The organism is Achromobacter sp. RT286_PF, from assembly GCF_059760425.1.
Map to the genome: position 1 here is coordinate 25,039 of NZ_JCBAMR010000018.1, position 25,477 is coordinate 50,515.

At 64.5% G+C, this 25,477-nt stretch carries 20 protein-coding genes and 1 pseudogene; 11 read left to right on the plus strand and 10 right to left on the minus strand.

Going from position 1 to position 25,477, the window contains the following annotated elements; all coding sequences use genetic code 11:
* Positions 1-70: 70 nt before the first annotated feature.
* Positions 71-967: a LysR family transcriptional regulator gene (locus AC6LJY_RS15610; RefSeq protein ID WP_046804944.1), complete on the minus strand. Its 897-nt coding sequence runs from the start codon at positions 965-967 to the stop codon at positions 71-73.
* A gap of 148 nt (positions 968-1,115) precedes the next feature.
* The gene (locus AC6LJY_RS15615; RefSeq protein ID WP_046804943.1) at positions 1,116-2,048 is read right to left on the minus strand and encodes a YicC/YloC family endoribonuclease; all 933 of its coding nucleotides are present in this window, start codon (positions 2,046-2,048) and stop codon (positions 1,116-1,118) included.
* A 181-nt stretch (positions 2,049-2,229) separates the two neighbouring features.
* On the opposite strand from AC6LJY_RS15615, the gene rph reads away from it, so the two are divergent.
* Positions 2,230-2,964: a ribonuclease PH gene (gene rph / locus AC6LJY_RS15620; protein ID WP_498136315.1), complete on the plus strand. Its 735-nt coding sequence runs from the start codon at positions 2,230-2,232 to the stop codon at positions 2,962-2,964.
* Between the two features lie 84 nt (positions 2,965-3,048).
* Here the strand turns inward: rph and AC6LJY_RS15625 are convergent, their stop codons facing one another.
* Positions 3,049-4,422, minus strand: a complete 1,374-nt coding sequence (locus tag AC6LJY_RS15625) for an MmgE/PrpD family protein (RefSeq protein WP_498136316.1) — start codon at positions 4,420-4,422, stop codon at positions 3,049-3,051.
* Between the two features lie 29 nt (positions 4,423-4,451).
* On the minus strand, positions 4,452-5,612 hold the full coding sequence (locus AC6LJY_RS15630; RefSeq protein ID WP_104143913.1) for an acyl-CoA dehydrogenase family protein: 1,161 nt from the start codon (positions 5,610-5,612) through the stop codon (positions 4,452-4,454).
* Between the two features lie 239 nt (positions 5,613-5,851).
* On the opposite strand from AC6LJY_RS15630, the pseudogene AC6LJY_RS15635 reads away from it, so the two are divergent.
* A pseudogene (locus tag AC6LJY_RS15635) lies at positions 5,852-7,285 on the plus strand (methyl-accepting chemotaxis protein); the annotation flags it as partial.
* A gap of 165 nt (positions 7,286-7,450) precedes the next feature.
* Here AC6LJY_RS15635 and AC6LJY_RS15640 read toward each other — a convergent pair.
* Positions 7,451-9,298, minus strand: coding sequence for an EAL domain-containing protein (locus AC6LJY_RS15640; RefSeq protein ID WP_255444458.1), 1,848 nt, complete (start codon positions 9,296-9,298; stop codon positions 7,451-7,453).
* Positions 9,299-9,501: 203 nt separating this feature from the next.
* Between AC6LJY_RS15640 and rdgB the strand changes: the two genes are divergently transcribed.
* From rdgB to ntrC, 5 genes are all read left to right on the plus strand, one after another.
* A complete protein-coding gene (gene rdgB / locus AC6LJY_RS15645; protein WP_498136317.1) occupies positions 9,502-10,125 on the plus strand; it encodes an RdgB/HAM1 family non-canonical purine NTP pyrophosphatase in 624 nt (207 codons plus the stop codon).
* 18 nt (positions 10,126-10,143) lie between these two features.
* On the plus strand, positions 10,144-11,364 hold the full coding sequence (gene hemW / locus AC6LJY_RS15650) for a radical SAM family heme chaperone HemW (protein ID WP_498136318.1): 1,221 nt from the start codon (positions 10,144-10,146) through the stop codon (positions 11,362-11,364).
* Between the two features lie 184 nt (positions 11,365-11,548).
* Positions 11,549-12,961 (plus strand): type I glutamate--ammonia ligase, encoded by a 1,413-nt coding sequence (gene glnA, locus AC6LJY_RS15655; protein WP_006219661.1) that lies wholly within the window; start codon positions 11,549-11,551, stop codon positions 12,959-12,961.
* A 192-nt stretch (positions 12,962-13,153) separates the two neighbouring features.
* Complete coding sequence (gene glnL, locus AC6LJY_RS15660; RefSeq protein WP_046804936.1) at positions 13,154-14,218, plus strand: nitrogen regulation protein NR(II); 1,065 nt, start codon at positions 13,154-13,156, stop codon at positions 14,216-14,218.
* Complete coding sequence (gene ntrC, locus AC6LJY_RS15665; RefSeq protein ID WP_046804935.1) at positions 14,218-15,720, plus strand: nitrogen regulation protein NR(I); 1,503 nt, start codon at positions 14,218-14,220, stop codon at positions 15,718-15,720. Before glnL ends, ntrC begins: the two co-directional genes overlap by 1 nt.
* Before the next feature lie 75 nt (positions 15,721-15,795).
* Here the strand turns inward: ntrC and AC6LJY_RS15670 are convergent, their stop codons facing one another.
* Positions 15,796-16,710 carry a LysR family transcriptional regulator gene (locus tag AC6LJY_RS15670; protein WP_498136319.1) on the minus strand — a complete coding sequence of 305 codons (915 nt, stop codon included), beginning with the start codon at positions 16,708-16,710 and terminating at the stop codon, positions 15,796-15,798.
* 178 nt (positions 16,711-16,888) lie between these two features.
* Here AC6LJY_RS15670 and AC6LJY_RS15675 point away from each other — a divergent pair, with 178 nt between their 5' ends.
* The 3 genes from AC6LJY_RS15675 (at position 16,889) to AC6LJY_RS15685 (ending at position 19,700) form a co-directional block, all read left to right on the plus strand.
* The gene (locus tag AC6LJY_RS15675) at positions 16,889-17,587 is read left to right on the plus strand and encodes a pirin family protein (RefSeq protein WP_046804933.1); all 699 of its coding nucleotides are present in this window, start codon (positions 16,889-16,891) and stop codon (positions 17,585-17,587) included.
* Between the two features lie 103 nt (positions 17,588-17,690).
* Entirely contained in the window at positions 17,691-18,596 is a 906-nt protein-coding gene (locus AC6LJY_RS15680) for a pirin family protein (RefSeq protein WP_046804932.1), read from the plus strand.
* Between the two features lie 126 nt (positions 18,597-18,722).
* A complete protein-coding gene (locus AC6LJY_RS15685) occupies positions 18,723-19,700 on the plus strand; it encodes a Bug family tripartite tricarboxylate transporter substrate binding protein (RefSeq protein ID WP_498136320.1) in 978 nt (325 codons plus the stop codon).
* A 60-nt stretch (positions 19,701-19,760) separates the two neighbouring features.
* Here the strand turns inward: AC6LJY_RS15685 and AC6LJY_RS15690 are convergent, their stop codons facing one another.
* From AC6LJY_RS15690 to AC6LJY_RS15700, 3 genes are all read right to left on the minus strand, one after another.
* Entirely contained in the window at positions 19,761-20,537 is a 777-nt protein-coding gene (locus AC6LJY_RS15690) for an ABC transporter ATP-binding protein (protein WP_104143983.1), read from the minus strand.
* Positions 20,538-20,542: 5 nt separating this feature from the next.
* Positions 20,543-22,213 (minus strand): ABC transporter permease, encoded by a 1,671-nt coding sequence (locus AC6LJY_RS15695; protein WP_314355644.1) that lies wholly within the window; start codon positions 22,211-22,213, stop codon positions 20,543-20,545.
* 113 nt (positions 22,214-22,326) lie between these two features.
* Positions 22,327-23,370 carry a Fe(3+) ABC transporter substrate-binding protein gene (locus AC6LJY_RS15700; protein ID WP_046804928.1) on the minus strand — a complete coding sequence of 348 codons (1,044 nt, stop codon included), beginning with the start codon at positions 23,368-23,370 and terminating at the stop codon, positions 22,327-22,329.
* 262 nt (positions 23,371-23,632) lie between these two features.
* Here AC6LJY_RS15700 and AC6LJY_RS15705 point away from each other — a divergent pair, with 262 nt between their 5' ends.
* Positions 23,633-24,409: a ferredoxin--NADP reductase gene (locus AC6LJY_RS15705; RefSeq protein WP_006219651.1), complete on the plus strand. Its 777-nt coding sequence runs from the start codon at positions 23,633-23,635 to the stop codon at positions 24,407-24,409.
* A gap of 79 nt (positions 24,410-24,488) precedes the next feature.
* Here AC6LJY_RS15705 and AC6LJY_RS15710 read toward each other — a convergent pair whose 3' ends face one another.
* Complete coding sequence (locus AC6LJY_RS15710) at positions 24,489-25,454, minus strand: Bug family tripartite tricarboxylate transporter substrate binding protein (protein WP_046804927.1); 966 nt, start codon at positions 25,452-25,454, stop codon at positions 24,489-24,491.
* Positions 25,455-25,477: the final 23 nt, after the last annotated feature.

The following is a 25,477-nucleotide window of genomic DNA, read 5'->3' on the forward strand; positions in this document are numbered from 1 at the left end:
GACGGCTTCTGTGCAGCGGCGCAAGCCCCTGCGCGTGTGGCGCCAAGCTGCCCACCGGGTGGGGCGGCGCTTACGGCGCCACGCGGCATTGCTCCAGCATCCAGGCGCCAAATTCGCGCACCAGCGGCGATTCGGCCTGGGTATGGGGATAGACGAAGTAGTAGGCGTCGGCGCTGCTGAGCGCTTGGGGAAACAGCTGGATGAGTTCGCCGGTGTCCAGTTCGCGTTCCACCAGGAAGCGCGGCAACAAGGCCGCGCCCAGGCTGGAGGCGGCCGCTTGCGCCAGCATGGACGCCTGCTCGAACTGAGGGCCCTGCATGGCGCGCGCCGCGCTGGCGCCGTGTTGGTCAAACCACGAGGCCCATTGCGCGGGGCGGGACGTCTGGTGCAGCAGCACGACGTTGGACAGGTCCGCGATGTGCCGGATACCGTGCAAGCGTTGATAGCGCGGGCTGCTGACGGCGATGACCTCTTCGTGCATCAGGTACTCGCACACGGCGCCAGCCCAGTAAGGGGCGCCGAAATGGATCGCCGCGTCAAACGGCTCTTGCGAGAACTCAAAGGGCAGGGTGCGCGACGTGAAGTTGATGGTGACTTCGGGCTTGCGGGCCATGAAATCCCCCAGGCGCGGAATCAGCCAGCGGGTGCCCAGCGTGGGCAGCACCGCCAGATTGAGCTGGTCGCGGCGCGTGCAGGCCATGGTGCGGCGGGTGGCTTCGGAAAGCTGGTGCAGCAGGATGCGCACCTCGGACGCGTAGGCGCGGCCGGCATCGCTTAGGACCACGCGCTGGCGCACGCGGTGGAACATCGTCACGCCCAGCTGGGTTTCAAGCTGGTGGATCTGGCGCGATACGGCGCTTTGGGTCAGGTGAAGTTCGTCCGCCGCGCGCGACACGCTGTTGCGCCGGGCGACTGCTTCGAAGGCCAGCAGGTTGGCGACGGGCGGCAGAAAGGTCTTGCGGAACATGGGGCTTCCTAATGGATACAGCCTTGGAATACAGCCTTGACGTAAACCCCCCATGACAACACGCCCTTGCGGCCGACCCTATAGGAAAAGTCTGGAATGCAAAGAGGCCGCTTGCGCGGCCCCTCGAATCGCATCAAACCGCCATGGCTTATTCGATGTTCTGCGCCTGTTCGCGCATCTGCTCGATCAGCAGTTTCAGGTCCATGGCGGCGCGGGTGACCTCCATGCTGCCTGCCTTGGAACCCAGCGTATTGGCTTCGCGGTTCATTTCCTGGAACAGAAAATCCAGGCGCTTGCCCGCGCTGCCGGCGTTTTTCTTACCCGATGCGGACTTGCCGCCGCCGTCGGTCAGCAGGTGACGCAATTCTTCCAAGTGGGAACGCAGCCGCGACAGTTCTTCCGCAACGTCGATACGCAGCGCAAACAGGTTGGCTTCTTGCGACAGGCGTTCGGACAGCTCGGTACCCGAGATGTGCGTGAAGCCGCCAGGGAAGGCCGATTCCACGCTTTCGCGAAGCTTGGCGGCCAGCTTGTCGCGGTGGTCCGACAGCAGTTGCGGCAGATGCGCCTGGACGATGTCGACCACGCGGGCGACGCCGTCGGCGCATTCGCGCATCATGCCTGCCAGGCGTTCGCCTTCGCGCGCGCGGCCCTCCTGCAATTGGGTCAGCGCTTGCTGCGCCGCTTGCAGGCACGCCGCGCCCCACACCTGCGGGTCCAGCGCGTCGTTGCCGCGTTGGCCGGGCCAGTTGAACAATTCCACCAGCCGGGGGGGCGCGATGTCGGGAACAATGCGGCGGGCGGCCTGCAACTGCTCGGCCAGGCTTTCCAGCCACGTCGGGTCCAGCTTGGACAGGTCGGTGCTGGCGTTGCGCGTGAATGACACCCGGATCTCGACCTTACCGCGCGCCAGGTTGGCGGTCAGCAGTTCGCGCAGCGGCGTTTCAACGTGCCGCAACTCGTCGGGCAAGCGGAAATACAAATCAAGGAAGCGGCTGTTGACGCTGCGCAGTTCAATGGCAAGCGTGCCTTGTTCTAGGTCTGCTCGGGCGTTGCCGAATGCGGTCATGCTGCGAATCATGGTCGTGTCCTGGTAAAGCTTGGGTAAGAGCCGGTTGCGCCGGGGCCCGCAGCGCCCCGGTAAAAGGGGGCGGGTCTGTGTTTTCAACCGGATATATCGCGGCAGGATACTCCAAGCGGCAATTTCCTGCGGCGCCTGCCCGTACAATGCCGCGAACCAATATCTAGACTGGAGTTTGCCTGTGACCACTACGCCCACCATCGCCCGTCCGTCCGGCCGCGCTGTAGACGAACTGCGGCCGTTCAGCCTGGAACGCGGCTTTACGCGCTATGCCGAAGGCTCGGTGCTGGTCAAGGCCGGCGACACCCACGTGCTGTGCACCGCCAGCGTGCTGGAAAAAGTACCGCCGTTCCTGAAGGGCAAGGGCGAAGGCTGGGTCACGGCGGAATACGGCATGCTGCCGCGCGCCACCCATACGCGTGGCGACCGCGAGGCGGCCCGTGGCAAGCAAAGTGGCCGCACACTGGAAATCCAACGCCTGATCGGCCGCAGCCTGCGCGCCGTCTTCGACATGCGCGCACTGGGCGAACGCACGCTGCATTTGGACTGCGACGTGTTGCAAGCCGACGGCGGCACGCGCTGCGCCAGCATTACCGGCGCGTGGGTGGCGGCGGCCGATGCCGTCGCCTTGCTGATGAAGCGTGGCGACCTGGCCGTCAACCCGATCCGCGATGCGGTTGCCGCCGTGTCGGTGGGCTTGGTGCAAGGGCGTTCAGTGCTGGACCTGGACTACCAGGAAGATTCCGCGTGCGATGCCGACGTCAACGTCATCATGACGGGCAGCGGGGCCTTTGTTGAAGTGCAGGGCACCGGCGAAGGCGCCACGTTCACCCGCGCGGAATTGGACACCATGCTGGTGCTGGCCGAAAACGGCATCGCCAGCCTGGTCCGTGCCCAGCGCGCGGCGTTGGTGTAAGCAGCAGTCGTGAAAAGGGATCCGGGCAAAGCCTGCGCGGATCCCATAAGTAGGCGGGCATACCGGTACCGGTTCCCGCCCGTCTCAGCCGGGCAGCAACGCGCCAAGCTTGTCAATTTTCTCCAAGCCCCAGATCGACGCGATCAACGTGCGCAGTTCCGCTTCCGTTGCGGCGTCGGCGTAGCGGCCCAGGCTTAGCGTCTTGTCCTCGATTTCCGCGCGGCTCAAGGTATTGCCCGGGTCGCCCTTCGGCTCGTCGACGCGGCCTTGCAGCGTGCGGCCATCTTGCGTGGTGACGGTGACCTTGCCGATCCAGCGTTGCGGATAAGCGTTGTCCACTTCCTCGTCCAGCACCATCTCGACCTTGCCCCGGAACGCCGCCACGGCCGGGTCGTCCAGGCCGGCATCAAATTCAGCCAGCCCGGCGCGCCCCTGGCGAGCGATCAGGCCCAGCACCGTTCCCATCGAAAACTTGGACTGATGCACCGTCTGCGGGTTGACGACGGGCCCCAGCACGTCGATGGCGCCTTGATGCACATGCGCCACCACGCGCGCCACGTCGGACTCAGCCAGCTTGTGTTCGCGCAGCACCTGTTGCAGCGCATCCGCTGCCGGGTGCGTATGGCGGCACGACGCATGGAACTTGAATGAGGTTTCGGCCAGCGCCCAGCGTTCGCCCAGGCGGTCGCACAGCTTGGACGGGTCCGCGTCGGATGACATGCCCGCCGCCATCCCCTGCGGACCTTCCAGGATGTGGCGCGCGCCCGTGAAGCCCTCGCGCGCCAGATAGGCGGCGGTGATGCCGTCCGCCGCCGCCTTGGCGGTGTGCAGTTGCTTGGAGTCGGCGGCATCGCGCAAAAATTCCCACAGCCCGGCGGCCTGCGTGCCCGCCGAACCCAACGCATGCAGCATCTGTTCAGGCGTCAGCTTCAGCAAGCGGCCGGTAGTGACGGCGGCGGCCAGGGTGCCGGCCGTGCCCGTCGTGTGGAAGATCTTGTAGTGCGAACGTCCTAAAAATTCCCCCACGCGAATGCCGACTTCGTAGCCGGCCACGGCGGCCACCAGCACGTCGCGCCCCGAACTACCCAGGGCCTGGGCCACGGCCAACGCCGGCGGAAACACCACGGCGGCAGGGTGGAACACCGAGCCATTGTGCACGTCGTCCTGCTCCACCACGTGGGCGGCGGCCGCGTTCACCATGGCGGCGAACAAGGGCGTGGTGCGGCGCCGCGTGATCAGCACTTCGCTGGGGCCGTCGGCCGGGCCCATGGCGCCGGCGTAGCGGTCGATGGCTTGCACCGCGCGCGCGGAGGCGCCGGCAAGTATCGACGCCAGGCAATCCAGCAGCAGGTCTTCGGCGCGGCGCAATACGGGCGCGGGGATGTCTTCGTAGCGCAGGTTGGCCGCAAAGGCGGCAAGCTCGGCGCTAAGGTGGGGCGTGTCGTTGGCAGCGGTCATGGTCCGGGGCAGTTGGTGGTGGCGTCGGGTCAGAACGAGCGGGGCAGACCCAGGATGTGTTCGGCGACGTAGGACAGGATCAGGTTCGTCGAAATGGGCGCCACCTGATACAGCCGCGTCTCGCGGAATTTGCGTTCCACGTCGTACTCGGTGGCAAAGCCGAAACCGCCGTGAAATTGCAGGCAGGCGTTGGCTGCTTCCCACGATGCGTCGGCGGCCAGCAGCTTGGCCATGTTGGCCTGCGCGCCGCAAGGCTGGTGCGCGTCGAACAGGCGGCAGGCTTCATAGCGCATCAGGCTGGCGGCTTCGACGTTGATGTGGGCGCGCGCGATGGGAAACTGCACGCCCTGGTTCTGCCCGATGGGGCGGCCGAACACCATGCGTTCCTTGGCGTAGGCGGTGACCTTGTCCACGAACCAATAGCCGTCGCCGATGCACTCGGCGGCGATCAGCGTGCGTTCGGCGTTCAGGCCGTCCAGGATGTACTTGAAGCCTTTGCCTTCTTCGCCGATCAGGTTTTCGACGGGAATTTCCAGGTTGTCGAAAAACAGTTCATTGGTTTCGTGATTGACCATGTTCGGAATCGGCCGGATCGTCATGCCATGCTTGACGGCATGATGCAGGTCCACCAGAAAGATCGACATGCCTTCGGACTTTCGGGTCACCTGGTCCAGCGGCGTGGTGCGCGCCAGCAGGATCATCAGGTCGGAATGCTGCACGCGCGAGATCCAGACTTTCTGGCCGTTGATGACGTAGCGGTCGCCACGGCGCACGGCGGTGGTCTTGATCTTGGTGGTGTCGGTGCCGGTGGTGGGTTCGGTAACGCCCATCGATTGCAGGCGCAGCTCGCCGGCTGCGATGCGCGGCAGGTATTCGCGCTTTTGCGCTTCGGACCCGTGCCGCAGCAAGGTACCCATGTTGTACATCTGGCCGTGGCAGGCGCCGGAGTTGCCGCCGCTGCGGTTGATTTCTTCCATGATGACCGACGCTTCGGTCAGCCCCAGGCCCGAACCGCCGTATTCCTGCGGGATCAGCGCGGCCAGCCAGCCGGCCTCGGTCAGTGCGCGGACAAAGTCTTCGGGGTAGCCGCGTTCTTCATCGATCTTGCGGAAATACTCTGACGGGAATTGCGCGCAAAGGTCGCGCACGGCTTCGCGGATGTCCTGATAGTCGTGTGAGGCGTGGGGCATAGGGCTGCTGTGATAGGCAAAGGGATGGTTCGGTTCAGCATCGAATGTGCCGCATGGGCGCGGTGCTGCCAATTCACAATTGCTTAATACGGGGTTCCTGTTCGCAAAAGCGCATTCATGACGGGCGTGCGTTCGCCCATCGGGCGGCGGCGCCGGCAGTTGTGTCAAGAAATTGCCAAACTGCGTGTCCATAATCCGAGGCACTGCGCCCCAGGGCGCCTGGTTATAGATGGATGGATATGCGTAAAAATCTCAGGGTCACCACGGCGGTATCGGCCATTCTGGCGTTATTCGTGCTGCTGTTTGCCATAGCGGCCGGCGCCGGCATCGCCGTCCTGCGCGAGAACCGGGCGGATATCGAAGCCTTGGGCCGGGGCAGCGTGGAACGCGCCAGCGACCTGGCCGAACTGACCAGCCGGCTGTTCCAGGCACGCGCGGCGTTGACCGACGCCAAGACCAGCATGGAAGGCGGGCTTGAAGACGCGCGCAACGCATCGCTGGCGCAGGCGGACGCGCTGCTCAAGCAGGCCGGCGCCAGCCTGGCGCGCCTGCGTGCCAACCCGGACACCAGCGCGGCAGGCGGTGCGCTGTTCGACCAGATGCTGGCCGCCCACGCCGCGTTCGCCGACCAGACCTTGGCGCCCATGCTCAGCGCCATCCAGGGCTGGAACGGGATCGAGGTCAACCGGTTGGTGGACAAGGTGCTGCCCGCCAGCGGCGCGGCCTACGTGAAGCAGGCCGACGGATACCAGCGCTATGCGCGCGAGCAGGGCCAGGCCGCCGTGGCCGATGCCAGCCGCACGCTGGAGCGGGTAAGCGCGGTGGCCGCCGCCGTATTGGCCGTGGTGTTGCTGCTGGCCGTGCTGATCCGCTTGGCGTTTCGGCGCGGCATCCTGCGCCCGCTGAACGAAGCCGGCGCGCATTTTGACCGCATCGCCGACGGCGATCTGACGGGCGCCATTGCCATGCGCGGCGACAACGAGATCGGCGTGCTGTATTCGGCGATGCGCCGCATGCAAACGGGGCTGTCGGCGGCGGTGGCCTCCGTGCGCCGGGGTGTCGAAGAGATCCATACCGGCTCGGGCGAGATCGCGGCGGGTGGGGCCGATATGTCGGACCGCACCGCGCGCCAGGCCGGTTCGTTGCAAGAGGCCGCCGCCAATATGACGCAGTTGGCGCACACCGTGCAGGTCACGGCAGGCAACGCCGACCTGGCCAGCCGGCAAGCGCAAAGCGCCACGCAGCTGGCCAAGCAGGGCGGCCGCGCGGTGGATGAAGTGGTGCAAAGCATGCAAGGCATTGCCGAAAGCGCGCGCCGCATCGGCGAAATCGTGGGCGTGGTCGACAGCATTGCCTTTCAGACCAACATCCTGGCGTTGAACGCGGCGGTTGAGGCGGCACGCGCGGGCGAGCAGGGCAAGGGGTTCGCTGTGGTCGCGGGCGAAGTGCGTTCACTGGCGCAACGCAGCGCGCAGGCCGCCAAGGAAATCAAGGGCTTGATCGACGACTCGGCCCTGCGTGTCCAGGCCGGCGTGCGCCAGGTGAATCTGGCGGGCGACACCATGCGCGACATGGTGGTGTCGGTGGATCGCGTGACCCAGATCGTCGCCGAGATTTCCAGCGCGACGGCCGAGCAGGCCGCCGGGATCGCCTCAGTGAACGACGCGGTGGCGGACATTGAACGGTCTACGCAAGAAAACGCCGCCATGGTCGAGCAAACGGCGGCTGCGGCAGCCGCCTTGGAAAGCCAGGCGCAAGGGCTGCGCCGCGCGGTGGCCGTGTTCCAGATCGAACAGGCGGTGCGCAATGCCACCGCCGTCGAGGCGTCCGTGGGCGAATTAATCGGACAGCTGGGACAGGATGCCGCCGCTGTAGCGCTCGATCACCAGCGACAGGTTCCCATGCTTGACCTTGTGCTTGACGTGCGCGGCAGCCGACGCGATGTCTTCCGGGCGGATGCGCTCGCATAGCGATGGCGTAACGGTCAATGCGCCCACGCCCAAGGTCACGAACGGGAAGAAGCGCGGCACGCCGTAGCGGTCTTCGGCCTCGATGCCGCCGTTCTGGCGGCCTTGGTCGTCGTACAGCGCCGTGGCCTGTTCGTTGAATTCGGCGATGATGCGCTGGACGCGTTCAGCCCAATCGGCGCTGCGAAACAGCACCACAAAATCGTCGCCGCCCACGTGTCCGACAAAGTCGCGCAGCGGGTCGCAATGCTGCTTGATGACTTCGGCGGTCAGCATGATCATGTCGTCGCCGCGCCAGTAGCCGTAGACGTCGTTGAACGGCTTGAAGTTGTTCAGGTCGCCATAGCAGACGGTGAAGTCGGCGGCGTCTTCCAGCAGCGTGGCGATGTGGCGGCTGATGGGGATGTTGCCCGGCAGCGAGGTCAAGGGGTTGGCGTAGCGCGCAGCCTCGATTCGCATTTCGGTCACCGAACGCACCAGGGTCTCGCCGGTAGCCAGGCCGTCGTAGCGGCCGTCGCGCGTAATGATCAGGCCGTCCATCAGGTAGCGCTGGTCTTCCGAGATCAGCACATGGCTGAGCTGGTCGATGGACACGTTCAGGTCCACCAGTACCGGTTCGGCATTCATGAAGGTGGAGCAACGGTCGCGGCCGAACAGTTCGCGCGTGTAGCGCTGCGCATAATGTTCGGAAAAATCGCGGCGGTTGATGATGCCGACGGGCCGGTTTTCGGCGTCCACCACCGCCACGGCATGCATGGTCTTGTGTTCGATAAACAGCCGGTGCACGTCATCGTTCGTGTGCTTGTCCAGCAGCGCGGCCGGCGCTTCCACGCGCAGGCTGGCCGCGGTGCCGCCCGCTGCGCGCTGCGACAGGGGCGCCGAGCTGCGCGCGCGCAACGAGTCGCGCAGCGGCGGCGTCAGTTCGGTCAGCAACGTTTCTTCCGGGCGGCCCAGGAACCAGCCCTGCGCATAGCGGATATCCAGCTCGCGCACCATGGCCAGGTCCTCGGCGGTTTCGATGCCCTCGGCGACGATCGCGGTGCCCAGGTGCTGCGCCACTTTCAGAATGGCGCGCACCATGCTTTGCTTGCGGTCGTCATGGCCGATGCCGTCAAAGAAGTAGCGGTCGATCTTGACCAGGTCCGGCTGCATTTCCGACCACAGCTGCAAATTGGAATTGCCCACGCCGTAGTCGTCCAGCGCGATGCGCATGCCGTGTTCGCGCAGGCAGGCAAACGCGCTGCCCAGTTCGCTCATGTGGTCTGACAGCGGGTCCTGTTCCGTGAGTTCGACGATGATGCTGGAGGCGGGCAGGGCGCAATCTTTCAGCAGCCGCTCCGGCATGTCGGCGCCCCACAGCGTCCAGAAGTGAATCAGCGCCGACCCCGACAGGTTCAGGAACAGCTTGCCGGGGGCGTCCTGAAAACCCTGGGCGCCCGCCCGAAAACTGGCCAGTTCCAGTTGCGGGTGCAGTCCGCGTCGGCGGGCTTCGGCAAACAAGGCATCGGGAAAGTGCAGGGCGGTGTCGGCAGGGCCGCGGATCAGGCTTTCATGCCCATAGATGCGGCTGTGGGACAGATCCACCACCGGTTGATAGCGTGGCCGCAGCAGGCGGTCACGCAAGATGCCGGCCAGGCCGACGGGTGCGGGCGCATCGCCCGGTATGGAGTGGGGCGCGCGGGCCGTGGCCTGCCGTGGCATAGCTTGTAGGGAAGTCATCGCCGGGGGCGTCAGATACGTTCAGTGACAAGATTCGTCATGTTGACAACAAAATATGTCTGCGTTGTTGCCGCTACCGGCGACGCGCCATATTCAGCCGCTGTTACATAGCTGTCAACCGAGATTTCCCCTTGCTTTGCTTGCCGACGCGGCGCCGTGGCGACAGCCGCCGCGTACCTCTTGCGCCCTATACAATTTGCGCTATGACTTCCCCCAAGATTCCCGAATCCCTGCGTCGTATCGTGCTGGCGTCCAACAACCCCGGCAAGCTGCGCGAATTTTCCGCCTTGTTTGCGCCGCTCGGCATCGAACTGGTGCCCCAAGGCGACCTGGGCGTGCCCGAAGCCGAAGAGCCCCACGTCACCTTTGTTGAAAACGCCTTGGCCAAAGCGCGGCACGCCAGCCGCCTGACCGGGCTGCCGGCGTTGGCCGACGACTCCGGCCTGTGCGTCGCCGCGCTGGATGCCGCGCCCGGCGTGTATTCGGCCCGCTACGCCAAGATGCACGGGGGCGAAAAATCAGACCAAGCGAACAATGCCCTGCTGGTACAGAACCTGGCAGGGGTTACCGACCGCCGCGCCTGGTATGTGGCCGTGCTGGCTTTGGTGCGTTTGGAAAACGACCCGTGCCCGATCATCGGAGAAGGGTTGTGGCATGGCGAAATCATCGACGTGCCGGAAGGGGTGAATGGCTTTGGCTACGACCCGCACTTCTATCTGCCCGATATGGCACTGACCGCGGCGTCGCTGGACCCCGAGGAAAAGAACCGCGTCAGCCACCGCGCCCGCGCGCTGCGCGAATTGTTGAGCAAGCTTAGCCACGCCTAGGCGCTTAAGCGAAACCGCATGTCCATCACTATTCCCATCCGCAACGACATGGGCGCGTCGCCGTCGCGCGTCCGTGTCTCCGCAGGCGCCACGCTGACCAGCCTGCCGCCGCTTTCCCTCTATGTGCACGTGCCCTGGTGCGTGCGCAAATGCCCGTATTGCGACTTCAATTCCCACGCCGCGCCCGGCGAAATACCGGAACGCGCCTATCTGGACGCTCTGCGCAGCGACCTTGAACAGGCGTTGCCGTCCATCTGGGGCCGGCAGGTCGTGTCCGTTTTCATCGGAGGCGGCACGCCCAGCCTGCTGTCGTCGGCGGGATTGGACGAACTGCTGGCCATGTTGCGCGCCTGTCTGAACCTGTGGCCCGACGCCGAAATCACCATGGAAGCCAACCCCGGCACGGCCGAAGCCAGCCGGTTTCGCGACTATGCCGCCAGCGGCGTCACCCGCTTTTCGTTGGGCATCCAGAGCTTTGACGACGCGCAGCTAAAGAAGCTGGGCCGCATCCACGACGCCGCGCAGGCTCGGGCGGCGATCGACATGGCCCAGCGCGCGGTCTCGCGCGTGAACCTGGACATGATGTTCGCCTTGCCGGGCCAGACGCTGGACGCCTGTGTGGCAGACCTGCGCCATGCCATTTCGTTTGGCACGGAACACCTGTCGCTGTACCACCTGACGATGGAGCCGAACACCGTCTTCGCAAAATTTCCGCCCGCCGAATTGCCCGACGACGACACCAGCGCCGCCATGCAAGACGCCGTTGAAGCCGAATTGGCGGCGGCGGGGTTGGCGCGGTACGAAGTTTCAGCCTATGCACGGCCGGGCGCGCGGTGCCGCCACAACATGAACTACTGGGAATTTGGCGACTACCTGGGCATCGGCCCTGGCGCGCACGGCAAGCTGTCATTTCATGACCGTATCGTGCGCGAGGCGCGGTTGCGCAACCCGGATTCCTGGATGCAGGCGGCCATGGCGCGCGACGGCAGTCATCTGGCCGAAAGCCGCCAGGTCGGGCCGGACGAACTGCCCTTTGAATTCATGCTCAATGCACTGCGCCTGAAAGAGGGCGTGCCCACCACAACGTTCAACGAACGCACCGGTTTGTCGCTTGCCGCCATCGCGCACCAATTGGAGGCAGCCTCGAAACGGGGCTTGCTGGACGCGGACCCGACGCGTTTGAAGGCTACGCCCTTGGGGTGGCGCTTCTTGAACGACCTGCAGGAAATGTTCCTGTAGTTGCTTTTGCACCAAAACGGGGCAATCATGCCCCACGCTTTGCACCATGCCGGTGCTACATTTTTCCGTGACCGTGCAGCCTTCCCCTGGGAATCCCTGGGGTAAAACCTGGCACGCTTATTGCTTCCCTCTTTATGCCAGTCGAGCGGCAAAGCCCTCGACCCTTTTATCTAATGGAGATGACATGGCAAGCCCGAAAGACGTCCTGAAACAGATCGCCGATAACGAAGTCAAATTCGTGGATTTCCGCTTTACCGATACGGTTGGCCGTGAGCACCACGTGTCCGTGCCCACCAGCCAGATCGATGAAGACAAGCTGGAAAGCGGCCAGGCTTTCGACGGTTCGTCGATTCCGGGTTGGAAGGGTATCGAAGCTTCCGACATGCTGCTCATCCCCGATTGCGCCACCGGCAACCTGGACCCGTTCCGCGAAGAGCCGACCCTGATCCTGTCGTGCGACGTCGTCGAGCCGTCGGACCTGAAGGGCTATGACCGCGACCCGCGTTCGCTGGCCAAGCGCGCCGAAGCCTACCTGAAGTCCTCCGGCCTGGGCGACACCGCCTACTTTGGTCCGGAACCCGAATTCTTCGTGTTCGACGGCGTAACGTGGAACACCGACATGTCGGGCACGTTCGTCAAGATCAAGTCCGAAGAAGCCTCGTGGTCGACCGGCCTGGAATTCGAGGGCGGCAACACCGGCCATCGTCCCGCCGTCAAGGGTGGCTACTTCCCCGTTCCCCCGGTTGATTCGTTCCAGGACATGCGTTCGGAAATGTGCCTGCTGATGGAACAAATGGGCGTGCCGGTTGAAGTGCACCACCATGAAGTGGCCGGCGCCGGCCAGCTGGAAATCGGCACCAAGTTCAGCACGCTGGTTCAGCGCGCCGACTGGACCCAGATCGTCAAGTACGTCGTGCACAACGTTGCCCACGCTTACGGCAAGACCGCCACGTTCATGCCCAAGCCCATCGTTGGCGACAACGGCTCCGGCATGCACGTGCACCAATCCATCTGGAAGGATGGCCAGAACCTGTTCGCGGGCAATGGCTACGCCGGCCTGTCGGAATTCGCCCTGTACTACATCGGCGGCATCATCAAGCACGCCCGCGCCCTGAACGCCATCACCAACCCGGGCACGAACTCGTACAAGCGTCTGGTTCCGCACTACGAAGCCCCGGTCAAGCTGGCTTACTCGGCCCGCAACCGCTCGGCTTCGATCCGCATTCCGTACGTCGGCAACCCGAAGGGCCGCCGCGTCGAAGCGCGTTTCCCGGACCCCCTGGCCAACCCGTACCTGGCTTTCTCGGCGCTGATGATGGCCGGCCTGGACGGCGTCCAGAACAAGATCCACCCGGGCGATCCGGCCGACAAGAACCTGTACGACCTGCCGCCGGAAGAAGACGCAAAGATCCCGACCGTGTGCTCCTCGCTGGAACAAGCGCTGGAAGCCCTGGACGCCGATCGCGAATTCCTGACCCGCGGTGGCGTGTTCAGCAACGACATGCTCAACGCCTACATCGACCTGAAGATGGGCGATGTGAACCGTCTGCGCATGACCACGCACCCGGTCGAATTCGACATGTACTACAGCCTCTGATCGTTTAGAGGCTGTGGCGGGGGGGAGCGCGATGATGGCGGCAGAAACCAGGGCCCACACATCGCGCACCACCAGGTCGCGGCTCGACGGTTTGTCCGCCAGGCGTTACGCCCGGCGGGCAGGGCGCCGGGTTCCGGCGCCGCCGTCGCGGGCGCGTTCCGCTTTTCCCCTGTCATTCGGGTACGTTGAAAAATGAATGTAGAAGCTCTCGATCTGCTTGCCACGTCCGTTTTCCTGGTCAACGAGCGCGGTCACATTGAGTACGCCAACGCCGCCGCCGAAGATCTGTTCGGCCGCTCGCGCAAGCAACTCTGCGGGCACTCCGCCGCCACGCTGTTCGACACCCCAGAAAACATCCAGTCCTCCATCGACCGCGCCGCTGCCGGCAGGTACGCCGACGTCAGGCAATTGGCCTCGTTGCGCCGCGCCGCCGAATCCGTCGAAGTCGCCGTCACCACGGTGGGGCTGACCGGTCAACGCTGGCCGGTATTGATCGAGACGCGCGAGATAGAACAGCGCGTGCTGGCTGACCGCAACCATCGCCTGGTTGACGAGATCGAAGCGCATCGTGAACTGCTGCGCAACCTGGCGCATGAAGTGAAGAACCCCTTGGGCGGTTTGCGCGGCGCCGCGCAATTGCTCGAAGCCGAGCTGCCCAGCGCAGCGCTGGCCGAATACACCCAAGTCATTATTTCCGAAGCCGATCGCTTGCAGGCGCTGGTGGACCGCTTGAGCGGCCCGCAACGTGTGCCGCTGAACGCGCGGCCGGTGAACATCCACGAGATCTGCGAGCGCGTCTGCGCCCTGATCCAGGCTGAATTCCGCAACGACGTGACGATCCTGCGTGACTACGACGCGTCGGTGCCTGATTTGAAGGGCGATGCGGCCCGCTTGATGCAGGCGGTGCTGAACGTGGCCCGCAATGCCGCACAAGAGTTGGTCGCGCGCCCGCAGGGGCCGCAGACGGAGCCCGGCGTGGTAACGCTGCGCACCCGCGTGGCCCGCCAGGTCATGCTGGCCCATCGGCAACACCGGCTGGCGCTGGTGCTGTCCATTATCGATAACGGTCCCGGCGTGCCGGACCACATCCGCGACCGCATTTTCCACCCGCTGGTCACGGCCAGGGCCGGCGGTACCGGGCTGGGCTTGAGCCTTGCCCAGGACTTCGTGCAACAGCACGGCGGCATCATCGAATTTGAATCCCGACCCGGTCGTACCGAGTTTCGCCTGGTCCTACCGATGGAGCCCGCACACTGATGAAACCCGTATGGATCGTCGACGACGACCAGGCCATCCGCTGGGTCCTCGAAAAGGCCCTGGCCCGCGCTGGTGTCCCCACCCGTAGTTTTTCCCAATCGGCTGACGTGCTGGAAGCGCTGTCGCGGGAAACGCCCGTCGCCTTGGTCTCCGATATCCGCATGCCAGGCGGCAACGGCCTGGAGCTGTTGCGCCAACTGAAGGAACGCCACCCCGGCCTGCCGGTCATTGTGATGACGGCGTTTGCCGACCTGGACAGTACCGTGTCCGCCTTCCAGGGCGGCGCGTTCGACTACCTGGCCAAGCCGTTCGACGTGAACGAGGCGGTGGCGCTGATTCAACGCGCCATGCAGGAATCCGCGCAGCCCGAAACGCCCGAAGGGCAGGGCGAGTCCGCGCAGAACAACGAACGCTGGATGATGACGCAGTCGTCATCGACGGCGATGCAGGAAGTGTTCCGCGCCATTGGCCGGCTGGCCCAGTCCAAGGTCACGGTGTTGATCACCGGCGAATCGGGCACGGGCAAGGAACTGGTGGCCCGTGCGCTGCATGGCCACGGCGTGCGCGCCAGCGGCCCCTTCGTGGCGCTGAACGCGGCGGCCATTCCGCGTGATCTGCTGGAAGCCGAACTGTTCGGCCACGAGCGCGGCGCCTTTACCGGCGCCAACAACCTGCGTCGTGGCCGCTTCGAAGAAGCGCATGGTGGCACGCTGTTCCTGGATGAAATCGGCGATATGCCGATCGAATTGCAGACGCGATTGCTGCGTGTGCTGGCCGAAGGCAGCTTCTATCGCGTCGGCGGCGCGCAGCCGGTGCGCGTGGACGTGCGCATCGTGGCAGCGACCCACCAGCCGCTGGAGCAACGGGTTGAGCAAGGCTTGTTCCGCGAAGACTTGTTCCACCGTCTGAACGTGATCCGCCTGCGTCTGCCGCCATTGCGCGAGCGGGTCGAAGACATCCCGGCGCTGGCACAACATTTTCTGACCGCCAGCGCCCGTACGCTGGGCGTGCCGGTCAAGCGCTTGACCCCGGACGCCTTGGCCGTGCTGACCAAGTTCGACTTTCCCGGCAACGTGCGCCAGCTGGAAAACTTTTGCCATTGGCTGACGGTGATGGCGCCCGGGCAGACGGTGGATCGGCAAGATCTTCCGCCGGAAATCCGCGCACTGGAACATCAGCAGCAACAGCCCGCGATGGCGCCGTTGCGTCCGGCCGCGCCCATCTCGGGTATTGGTACCGTGGTGCAGGCCGGGCAGGGGCAGGGCGTGGACGACGGCGCGCCGCGCAACTGGCAGGACTCCTTGCTGCGCGATGCCCAGTATCGTTTGGAGCGCGGCGAGCCGGCGGTCATGGCAACGCTGACCCGCCAGTTTGAAAAAATCCTGCTGCAAAGCGCGCTGGACGCCAGCCGTGGCCGCCGCGTGGAAGCGGCGTCGCGGCTGGGAATTGGCCGCAACACCATCACGCGCAAACTGCGCGAACTGGGTATTGAGGACGAGTGATGTGACGGGGCATGATGTGGCGCGGACGCCAGCCCATCACCCCCGTCACCCTTCATCCCTGCACCGCTTCACCCGCTACCCCAGCCCCAGCAGGCTTTCGCACAATCGCGGCGACTTCAGCTTCTGCAACCACCACTTCAGCGCTTCACCCGGCGCTTCCGCGCGCCAGGCGTAGGCGACGTGCTCGGTCAGCGACATCCCCTCATCGGTTTCGCACACCACCAGCAAGCCTTGCGACAAGTACGGCGCCGCCATCGTCATCGGCAAGTAGCCGCAACCCAACCCACGCACCTGCGCGTCGATCTTGGCCTGCATCGACGGCATCACCAGCGTGGCTTGGTCGGCCAGAATGCCGCGCGATTGCGGCGGCAGGTTGCGTGACGTATCCGCGACCACCACGGCACAGTATTGCGTGATGTCGCCCCGGCTTAGGGGCTGCGGCAGCGACGCCAAGGGGTGATGCGCGGCCACGCAGAACGCAAACTGCGTCGTGCCGATGGCTTGCGCCCGATACGGCCCCGTGGGCTCGGCATTGGCGCCGGCGCCTATCACCAGGTCGGCGCGGCCCGACGTCAAGGCGTCCCAGTTTCCACTTAGCACTTCGCTGGAAAAACGCAGCGTCGTCGCGCTTTCCAGCGTCTGGAATTCCTCGATCAGGTCATACAACGGCCGCCAGGGCAGTACGGCGCTGACCGCAATCCGCAATTCCACTTCCCAGCCCGTGGCGATGCGTTTGACGCGGCACGCCAGGTCATCCAGCGACTGCAACACGTGCCGGCCATCTTTCAGCAGCGTTTCGCCGGCCGGCGTCAGCAGCGCGCGGTGGCCCGAGCGATCGAACAACAGCACATCCAGCCCGTCTTCCAGCTTGCGGATGGAATAAGTAACGGCCGAGGGCACTTTGCCCAACTCGCGCGCCGCCTTGGCAAAGCTGCCATGACGGGCAATGGCGTCCACCAGGATGAGCAATTCGGGGGTAATGGGCTGCATGAGGGGCAACGCCAGGGGCGTTCAAAAAAGTTGAATGATCTCGTCAAAATATAGCGCCAAACGGCGGTTCCAGCGCGCGCAGAATATCACTCATGCCAGGGATGCAGCACACAGGCAACAGCAAGAAGCCAGGCCCGCACCCCTACAACCATTCATATTATTGAAACAGGAGTCCACAATGCTTACGATTCGCCGCGCTAACGAACGGGGTCATGCCAACCACGGATGGCTGGATTCTTTTCATACCTTTTCATTCGCCAACTACTACGATCCCGCCCACATGGGCTTTGGCTCGCTGCGCGTGATCAACGATGACCGCATCGCCGCCGCTCGCGGTTTTGGCACCCACGGCCATCGCGACATGGAAATCATTACCTATGTGCTGGATGGCGCCATCGCCCACAAGGACAGCATGGGCAGCGGCTCGACCATCAAGCCGGGCAATGTGCAGCGCATGAGCGCCGGGCGTGGCGTGATGCACTCCGAGTTCAACCCGCTGTCGGATGCCGAAACGCACATGCTGCAAATCTGGATCGAGCCCAACGTCACCGGTATTGCCCCGGAATACGAAGAGCGCGAGTTCAGCGACGCGCAAAAGCGTGGCCGCCTGCAAGCCCTGGTGTCGCCGGATGGCGATGACGGGTCGATGAAGATTCATCAAGACGCGCGCCTTTATGGCGGCCTGTTTGATGGCGACGAATCGGCCACGCTGACGTTGGCGGCCGGCCGGCGCGCCTGGGTGCACGTGGCGCGTGGCAGCGTGACGGTCAACGGGGTTGAACTGTCCGGCGGCGACGCCGTGGCGATCACGGACGAAACCCGTGTCGAGCTGTCCGGCGGCAAGAACGCCGAAGTGCTGGTGTTTGACCTGGCGTAAGCCTTGAGCGCCGGGCGGAAATGGATTCCGCCCGGCGATTTGTTTTGACGAGGCCGCTGGGCCTTAACATGGCCCTTGGCCTATTCATGCGGAGTACTGCACCATGTCCACCTTGTCTGAAGCCGGCGAAAGCCAGATCGAAACCGTCGTTGTGCCGCGCACCACCGACTTGGGCGGTTTTTCCGTCCGCCGCGCCATCCCTTCGGCGCAGCGTCGCACGGTCGGTCCGTTTGTTTTTCTGGACCACATGGGTCCCGCCGATTTCGACGTGGGGTCTGGCATTGATGTGCGGCCGCATCCGCATATTGGCCTGTCTACCGTCACCTATCTGTACGAGGGCTCGATGGTGCACCGCGACGGCGCGGGCAATACCAAAACCATTCTTCCGGGCGAAGTGAACTGGATGACGGCGGGGCGCGGCATCGTGCACTCCGAGCGTTCGTCGCCCGAAGCGCGCCTAGCGCCGCAACGCCTCTGTGGCCTGCAAATCTGGGTGGGCCTGCCCACCAAGTACGAAGAGACGGACCCCGGCTTCACGCACTACGGCCTGGATGCCCAGCCGGTGATCGAAGGCGAGGGCGTGCGTGCGCAAGTGGTGGCGGGCTCGCTGTTTGGCAAGACGTCGTCGGTCAAGACGCTGTCGCCGCTGTTCTATGGCGACCTGCAGTTGCAGGCGGGTGCCACGACGGTGCTGCCGGCGGAGTACGAAGAGCGTGCGGCGTATCTGGCGCAAGGCACGGTCGAAGTCGACGGGCAGGTGTTTGAAAGCGGGCGTCTGGTGGTCTTTGCGCCCGGCCGGCCGGTTCAGATCCGCGCCATCACGGCAGCCCGCTTCGCCGTCATTGGCGGCGAGCCGCTGGATGGTCCGCGTTATGTCTGGTGGAACTTCGTGTCCAGCAGCAAGGACCGGATCGAGCAAGCCAAGCAGGATTGGCAACGCACCCGTTTCGACCAGGTCGTGCCTGGCGACGAGACGGAATTCATCCCGCTGCCCGAACCGCGCGCCTGACCGCGTAGTCGTCGCGGAAAGTCATCGCGAACAGACGTCGCAAATAGTCCCGACGCCCCTGCCGCGCAAGCCCTGCGCGGCAGTATGATGCGCCTCCAATCTTTGACAACAACAGGATGGAGACACATGCATCGCTATACGTTCAATCTGGTGCGCGGCGTGGCCGCGCTGGCGCTGGTGCACGGCGCGTCCGTGGCGGTGGCCGCGGGCTACCCGGCCAAGCCCATCACCTTCATCGTGCCGTACACGGCAGGCGGCACCACCGATTTGGTGGCGCGCACGGCGGGCCAGAAGGTCGCCGAAAAACTGGGGCAACCCGTCATTGTTGAAAACCGCCCCGGCGCGGGCGGCAATATCGGCATGGACGCGGTGGCCAAGGCCGCGCCGGACGGCTACACGATCGGGTTCGGCGCCATTTCGACCAACGCGTTGAACCCCTTCGTCTATCCGAAGATGCCGTTCGATCCCACCAAGGACTTCACGGGCGTCAGCATGTTGGGCGCGTCGTCCGTGGTGCTGGAAACGGGCCCGGCCTTGAAGGTCGACAGCGTGAAGGATCTGGTCGCCTACGCCAAGCAGCATCCGGGCACGTCGTTCGGCACGCCGGGCACGGGCACGTCCATGCATCTGGCCGGCGTGATGTTCGACCAGCTGACTGGCGCGGGCATGCAGCACATTCCGTACAAGGGCAGCGCGCAGGCGCTGAACGATTTGCTGGGCGGGCACTTGCCTGTGATGTTCGACAACCTGCCGGCGTCCCTGCCGCACATCAAGTCCGGCAAGGTGCACCCGCTGGCGGTTACGGGCAGCAAGCGCGCGCCCGCGTTGCCGGACGTGCCGACGCTGGCCGAGCTCGGGTACTCGGGTGCGGTGGTCGACCCCTGGTTTGCCGTGTACGGCCCGGCGAACATGTCGCCGGAAGCCACGCGCGCCTTAAGCGAAGCTTTCCAGTGGGCGTTGGCGTTGCCCGAAGTCAAAGACAAGCTCGAGCAAGCTGGCTTCATGCCCTATGGCTCGACGCCGCAAGAAGTGCAACGCCTGACCGCCAGCCAGTACGAGTCGTTCAAGGCGCTGTCGCAAAAGGTGAAGCTGTCGGCGGACTAAGCGCCGACGCGTGTCGCCACGACTGCGCGCCGAATGCGGGATGGAAATGCAGAATGGAAATCAGCGCCCGCGGGCGAAAGCCTGCTCGCGCTGTTCTTCCAACGCTTCGCGGCGGATGAAGTCGCGCACGAAATCGTTGCTGGGCTGATGGTGCAGGTTGTATGGGGTGTCCCATTGCGCGATGCTGCCCCGCGTCATGACGCCGATGCGGTCGGCAATAGCGAAGGCTTCCGCCTGGTTGTGCGTGACGAGGATGGCCGTGTGGCCGGTCGTTTTCAGGATGTCGCGCACTTCAAACGCCAGGCGTTCGCGCGTGTCCACATCCAGGTTTGAAAACGGTTCATCCAGCAACAACAGGTCGGGCGAGGGCGCCAGCGCGCGCGCCAGCGCTACCCGCTGCTGCTGCCCGCCCGAGATTTCATGCGGATAGCTGGCGGCGGCGTGGGCCAGGCCCACCAGTTCCAGCATTTCTTCGACGCGCCGCGCACGCTCGGCACGCGGCAGCTTGCGCAGGCCAAAAGCCACATTCAGCGCCACCGTCAGATGCGGGAACAGAGCGTAATCCTGGAACATCATGCCCACGCGTCGGTGTTCGGGCGCGACCTGTTCGGTGGCCGACGAAATGACGGTGCCGTCCAGCAGGATGCGGCCCGCGCGTACCGGCTCGAAGCCGGCAATGGCACGCAGCACGGTCGTCTTGCCGCAGCCCGATTCACCCAGCAGGCAGCCGATATGCCCGACAGGCAGGCCCAGTGACAGATCTTGCACCACGGGCTTCAGGCCCTTGGGCGTGTCGTAGGCCAGGGAAAGATGTTCGATTTCTAGCAGATCGGGCACGATGATCAATGTCCCATTTTCAGATTGGTGCGCGCCAGCAGGATGACGGGCAAAAGGCCGGCCAGCACGATTGCCAGCGCCGCGACGGCGCCTTCCTCGTACGTGCCGCGCGCGGCTTCGGCGTAGAGCCAGGTGGCCAGCGTGTCGAAATTCATGGGGCGCAGCAGCAGGGTGGCGGGCAGTTCTTTCATGGCGTCCACGAACACCAGCAGCGCGCTGGCCGCCAGGGCGGGGCGCAGCAGGGGCAAGTGCACGCGGCGCAGCGTGCCGCCGGATGTCTCGCCCAACAGGCGCGACGCCTGTTCCAGCGAAGGCGGAATGCGGGCGAGTCCGGCTTCCAGCGCGCCGGTCGAAATGGCCAGGAAGCGGATCACATATGCGCACACCAGCGCCGCCATGGAACCCATCAGGAACAGGCCCGTTCCGCCAAAGACCTTGGCCACCGCCGTGTCGATCCAAACGAACGGCGTCAGCAGGCCAATGGCCAGCACGGTGCCCGGCACGGCGTAGCCCAGGCTGGCAATGCGGGCGCAGGCGCGGCCGGGGTTGAAGCCGGCACTTTCGCGCAGGGTGCGCCCCGCCCAAGCCACGATCAGGCCGCATAGCAACGTGACGATGGTGGCGCTGAACGCCACGATCAGCGTGTTCGACAGGCCGTTAATGAGCTGGTCCGATACGCCACCGACCTGGTCCAGGCGCTTGTAGGTTTCCACGATCAGATAAAGCGCGGGCGCCACAAAGCCCAGCACCACGGGTATCCACCCCAGCAGCGTGGCGATGGCGGCGGCCGGGCCACGCAGGCGGCGCGGCTGCATCGGGCGCATGCGCTGCGTGTTGGCATAACGCTGGCGTTTGCGGCCGTGCCGTTCCAGCAGGATCAGGCCGATCACGATAGCCAGCATGGTCAGCGCGATCTGCGCCGCGCCGGCCAGGTCGGAACGCGTGACCCAGGTGGTGTAGACCGAGACGGTCAAAGTCTGCACGCCCAGGAATTCCGAGGCGCCGATGTCGTTCAGCGTTTCCAGCAGCGCCAAGCTCACGCCGACCACGATGGCGGGCCGTGCCAGCGGCAAGGCCACGCGGCAGAACACGGCGATGCGGCCGGCGCCCAGCGTGCGCGCGGCTTCCAGCAGACTGGCCGCCTGTGTCATGAACATCACGCGGGTGCTGAGGTAGACGTAGGGGTACAGCACGAAGCCAAGCACGAAAATCGCGCCATAGATGGAACGCAGGTCGGGCAAGCGGAACTGGCGCGGGCTGTCATACCCCAGCAGCGCGCGGATGGCGGTCTGGATGGGGCCAATGGGGTGCAGCAGATCCAGGTAAGCGAACGCGATGATGTAGGTGGGCACCGCCAGCGGCAGCAGCAGCGCCCAGGTCAGTACGCGACGCGTGGGGAAGTCGTAAGCGGTCACCAGCCAGGCGGCGCCCGTCCCCAATAGCGTAACGACCACGCCCACCCCGGCAAGCAGGATGGCGGTGTTCGCAAGCGCCTGCGGCAGCACGTAGCTGGCCAGATGCTGCCAGTGCGAAAGTTCCCCGCCCAGCGCCCACCAGCCCAGCGTCAGCACCGGGGCCAGGACGGCCAGGGCAATCAGGCCCGCGCCCGCCAGCCAGCCGGCGCCGCGTTCGGTCCAGCGCAGACGCATCGGCCGGGGCAAAGATTCAGTGTGCATGCTTCAACGTTGATGGCATCAATGGCAAGGCCTGTTCCCTTCAAAAAAGGGAACAGGCCCAATACTGTTCGATGGCCACCGGACGCTTGTGGCGTCAGGCGGCCATCCAGGGATCAGTTGTCGAAGCCGACCTTGTCGACCAATTCGCTGGCTTGTTTGCGATGCTTGGCGATTTCGGTCAGGGGCAGGGGATCCACCTTCAATTCACCAAAGCTGGCGATGACCGGGTCCAGCTTCACGCCCTTGCGCACGGGGTATTCGTAATTGGCCTGGGCATACAGCGCCTGGGCCGGTTCGGATACCAGGAAGTCCAGCAGCTTGATGGCGTTGGCCTTGTTGGGCGCGTGCGCGGCCACGGCGGCGCCGCTGACGTTCACGTGCGTGCCACCGCTTTTTTCGCTGGCGAACGTGGGGCGGATGACCTTGATGGCGTCGCCCCATTTGCGGGCGTCGGTGCCGGGTTCGGCGTTCTTCATGTGGCCGACGTAGTAGGCGTTGGCCAGGCCGATATCGCAAATGCCGCCCAGGATGTCACGCGCCACGTCGCGGTCGCCACCGGCTGCCTTCCGGGCCAGATTGGCCTTGACGCCACGCAGCCATTTTTCAGTGGCCTCGGCGCCGTCATGCGCAATCATGGAGGCGACCATGGCGGTGTTGTAGGGATGCTGGCCCGAACGGATGCAGACCTTGCCCTTCCACTTCGGGTCGGCCAGGTCTTCGTAGCGGAAAGATTCCAACTTCAAATCCTTTTCCACGTACAGCACGCGGTCGCGCAACGACAGGGCGTACCACTTGCCGTCGGCGCCGCGCAGGTTGGCGGGGATCACCGACTCCAGCGTTTGCGACTTGACGGCCTGCGTCACGCCGCCATCAACCAGGTCCAGAAGGTTACCGATGTCCACGGTCATCAGCACGTCGGCGGGCGACTTGGCGCCTTCGGCCTTGACGCGTTCCAGCAGGCCGTCCTTGACGAATACCGTGTTGACCTTGATGCCGCTTTCCTTGGTGAAGGCGTCCAGCAACGGCTGGATCAGCTTGGGTTCCCGGGTGGTATACAGGCTGACTTCTTCCGCGGCGTTGGCCGATACGGTGAAGGCGGCGGCGCCGGCCAGCGCCAGGGCGCGCAGCAGCGAATTCAATTGGGGACGCTTGGTCATGTCGGGAAACTCCGGCTAGGGCTGCAACGGAAAGGGCAGGGTCTCGCAAGCCTTTCCGCTGCTTAAAACAGTCTGCTAACGAAAATGATTATCAACTGAGAACGCGACAATAACAGGAAGCAAAGACGCGTTCAACTCTTCGTAAGCGGCACTGTTCCAGCCTTGATTCCTATCAATACGTCATAAGCGTATTACGGAATAATGAGACAAGTTCCCAACAAGACCTGTAGAATAGGGACAACCCTAATAAGCGAATTCCGACATGGCTGCTTTCAACACAGAGCGCGTACTTAGCGTGCACCACTGGAACGACACCCTGTTCTCCTTCACCACGACGCGTGACGCGGCCTTGCGGTTCCACAACGGCCACTTCGTCATGATCGGCCTGGAAGTTGAAGGCAAGCCGCTGCTGCGTGCCTACAGTATCGCCAGCGCCAACTACGAAGAAAACCTCGAATTTCTCAGCATCAAGGTGCAAAACGGCCCGCTGACGTCGCGGCTGCAGCATCTGAAAGAAGGCGATACCATCCTGGTCAGCCGCAAGCCGGTTGGCACGCTGGTCGTCGACGACCTCAAGCCCGGCAAGCATCTGTTCCTGTTCGGCACGGGCACCGGCCTGGCGCCATTCATGAGCATCATCAAAGACCCGGACATCTACGAACGCTTCGACAAGGTCATTCTGGTGCATGGCGTGCGTTGGGTCAGCGAACTGGCCTACGCTGACTTCATCGAGAAAGAACTGCCAAACAATGAATTCTTCGGCGATGTCGTGCGCGAAAAGCTGGTGTACTACCCCACCGTCACGCGCGAGCCGTTCCGCAACCAGGGCCGCATCACCGAGCTGATGGAAAACGGCAAACTGTGCGATGACATCGGCATCCCGCAGATCAATCCGGAAACCGATCGCGCCATGATCTGCGGTAGCCCGCATATGCTGGCCGACATTAGCGCCATGCTGGATAAGCGCGGCTTCACCGTGTCGCCGGGCGTGGGTCAGCCGGGTGACTACGTAGTTGAACGCGCATTCGTGGACAAATAAGTCACCGTCTTGCGGCAGTAAAAAGCCCCATCGCATGCGATGGGGCTTTTTTATGTTCGTCAGGCGGAGACGTCGGGGATCATTCCGGCTGAATGCCGGCCTTTTTGATGATGTCGCCCCACTTCTTCGATTCCGCTTGCTGGAAGGCAGCCAGCTCGTCCGGCGTGGACGTGGCGGCGTCGGTGCCCGTCTGTGCGTAGAACTGCTGGGCCGGCTTGGTCTTGGTGGCCTTCACCAGCAATTCGTTCAGACGCTTGACGACATCGGGCGGCGTGCCGGCCGGCGCATAGGCCGCGAACCAATAGCCCATTTCGTAACCCGGCACACCGGCTTCCGCAATCGTCGGCACGTCGGGCGCCAACGGCGAACGCGCGGTGCCCGTCACGCCCAGCGCGCGCAATTTGCCCGACTTGACCTGCGGCAGGCCGGTAGCGGTGTCGGTGATCATCATGTCGATCTGGCCGCCCAGCAGGTCGGTGACCGCCAGCGGGTTGCTCTTGTACGGCACATGCAGCAGTTGCACGCCAGCCATCTGCTGCAACAGTTCGCCTGCGATCCGGCTGCTGGAGCTGCCGCTGCCAAAACTCAGCTTGCCCGGCGACTTCTTGGCTTGCGCCAGGAAGTCGGCCACGGTCTTGGCCTGGGAATTCGGGTTCACCACCATGATCTGGCCGCCTTTGCCCAACAACGAGATCGGCGCAAAGTCCTTGACCGGCTGGTAGGTCAGCGATTTGTACAGATGTTCGTTGGCGGCGTGCGTGGTGTTGGTGGTGATGAGTACGGTGTAGCCGTCGGGCGCGGCGCGTGCGCCCGCCGCGGCGCCGATCATTGCGCTGGCACCCGGCTTGTTTTCAATGACGACCGCCTGACCGGTCTGCTCGGTGACACCCTGGCCAATCGCGCGGCCGATCTGGTCGGTGGCGCTGCCGGCCGCAAAGGGCACGATGAACGTGATCGGCTTGGTGGGGAACGACTGGGCCAGCGCGGTCAGGGGCAGGGCGGCGGCCAGCAACAAGGCCAGGCGGCCCTTCGATGAAATTCGCATGTTGTGTCTCCTGTGATGCTTTT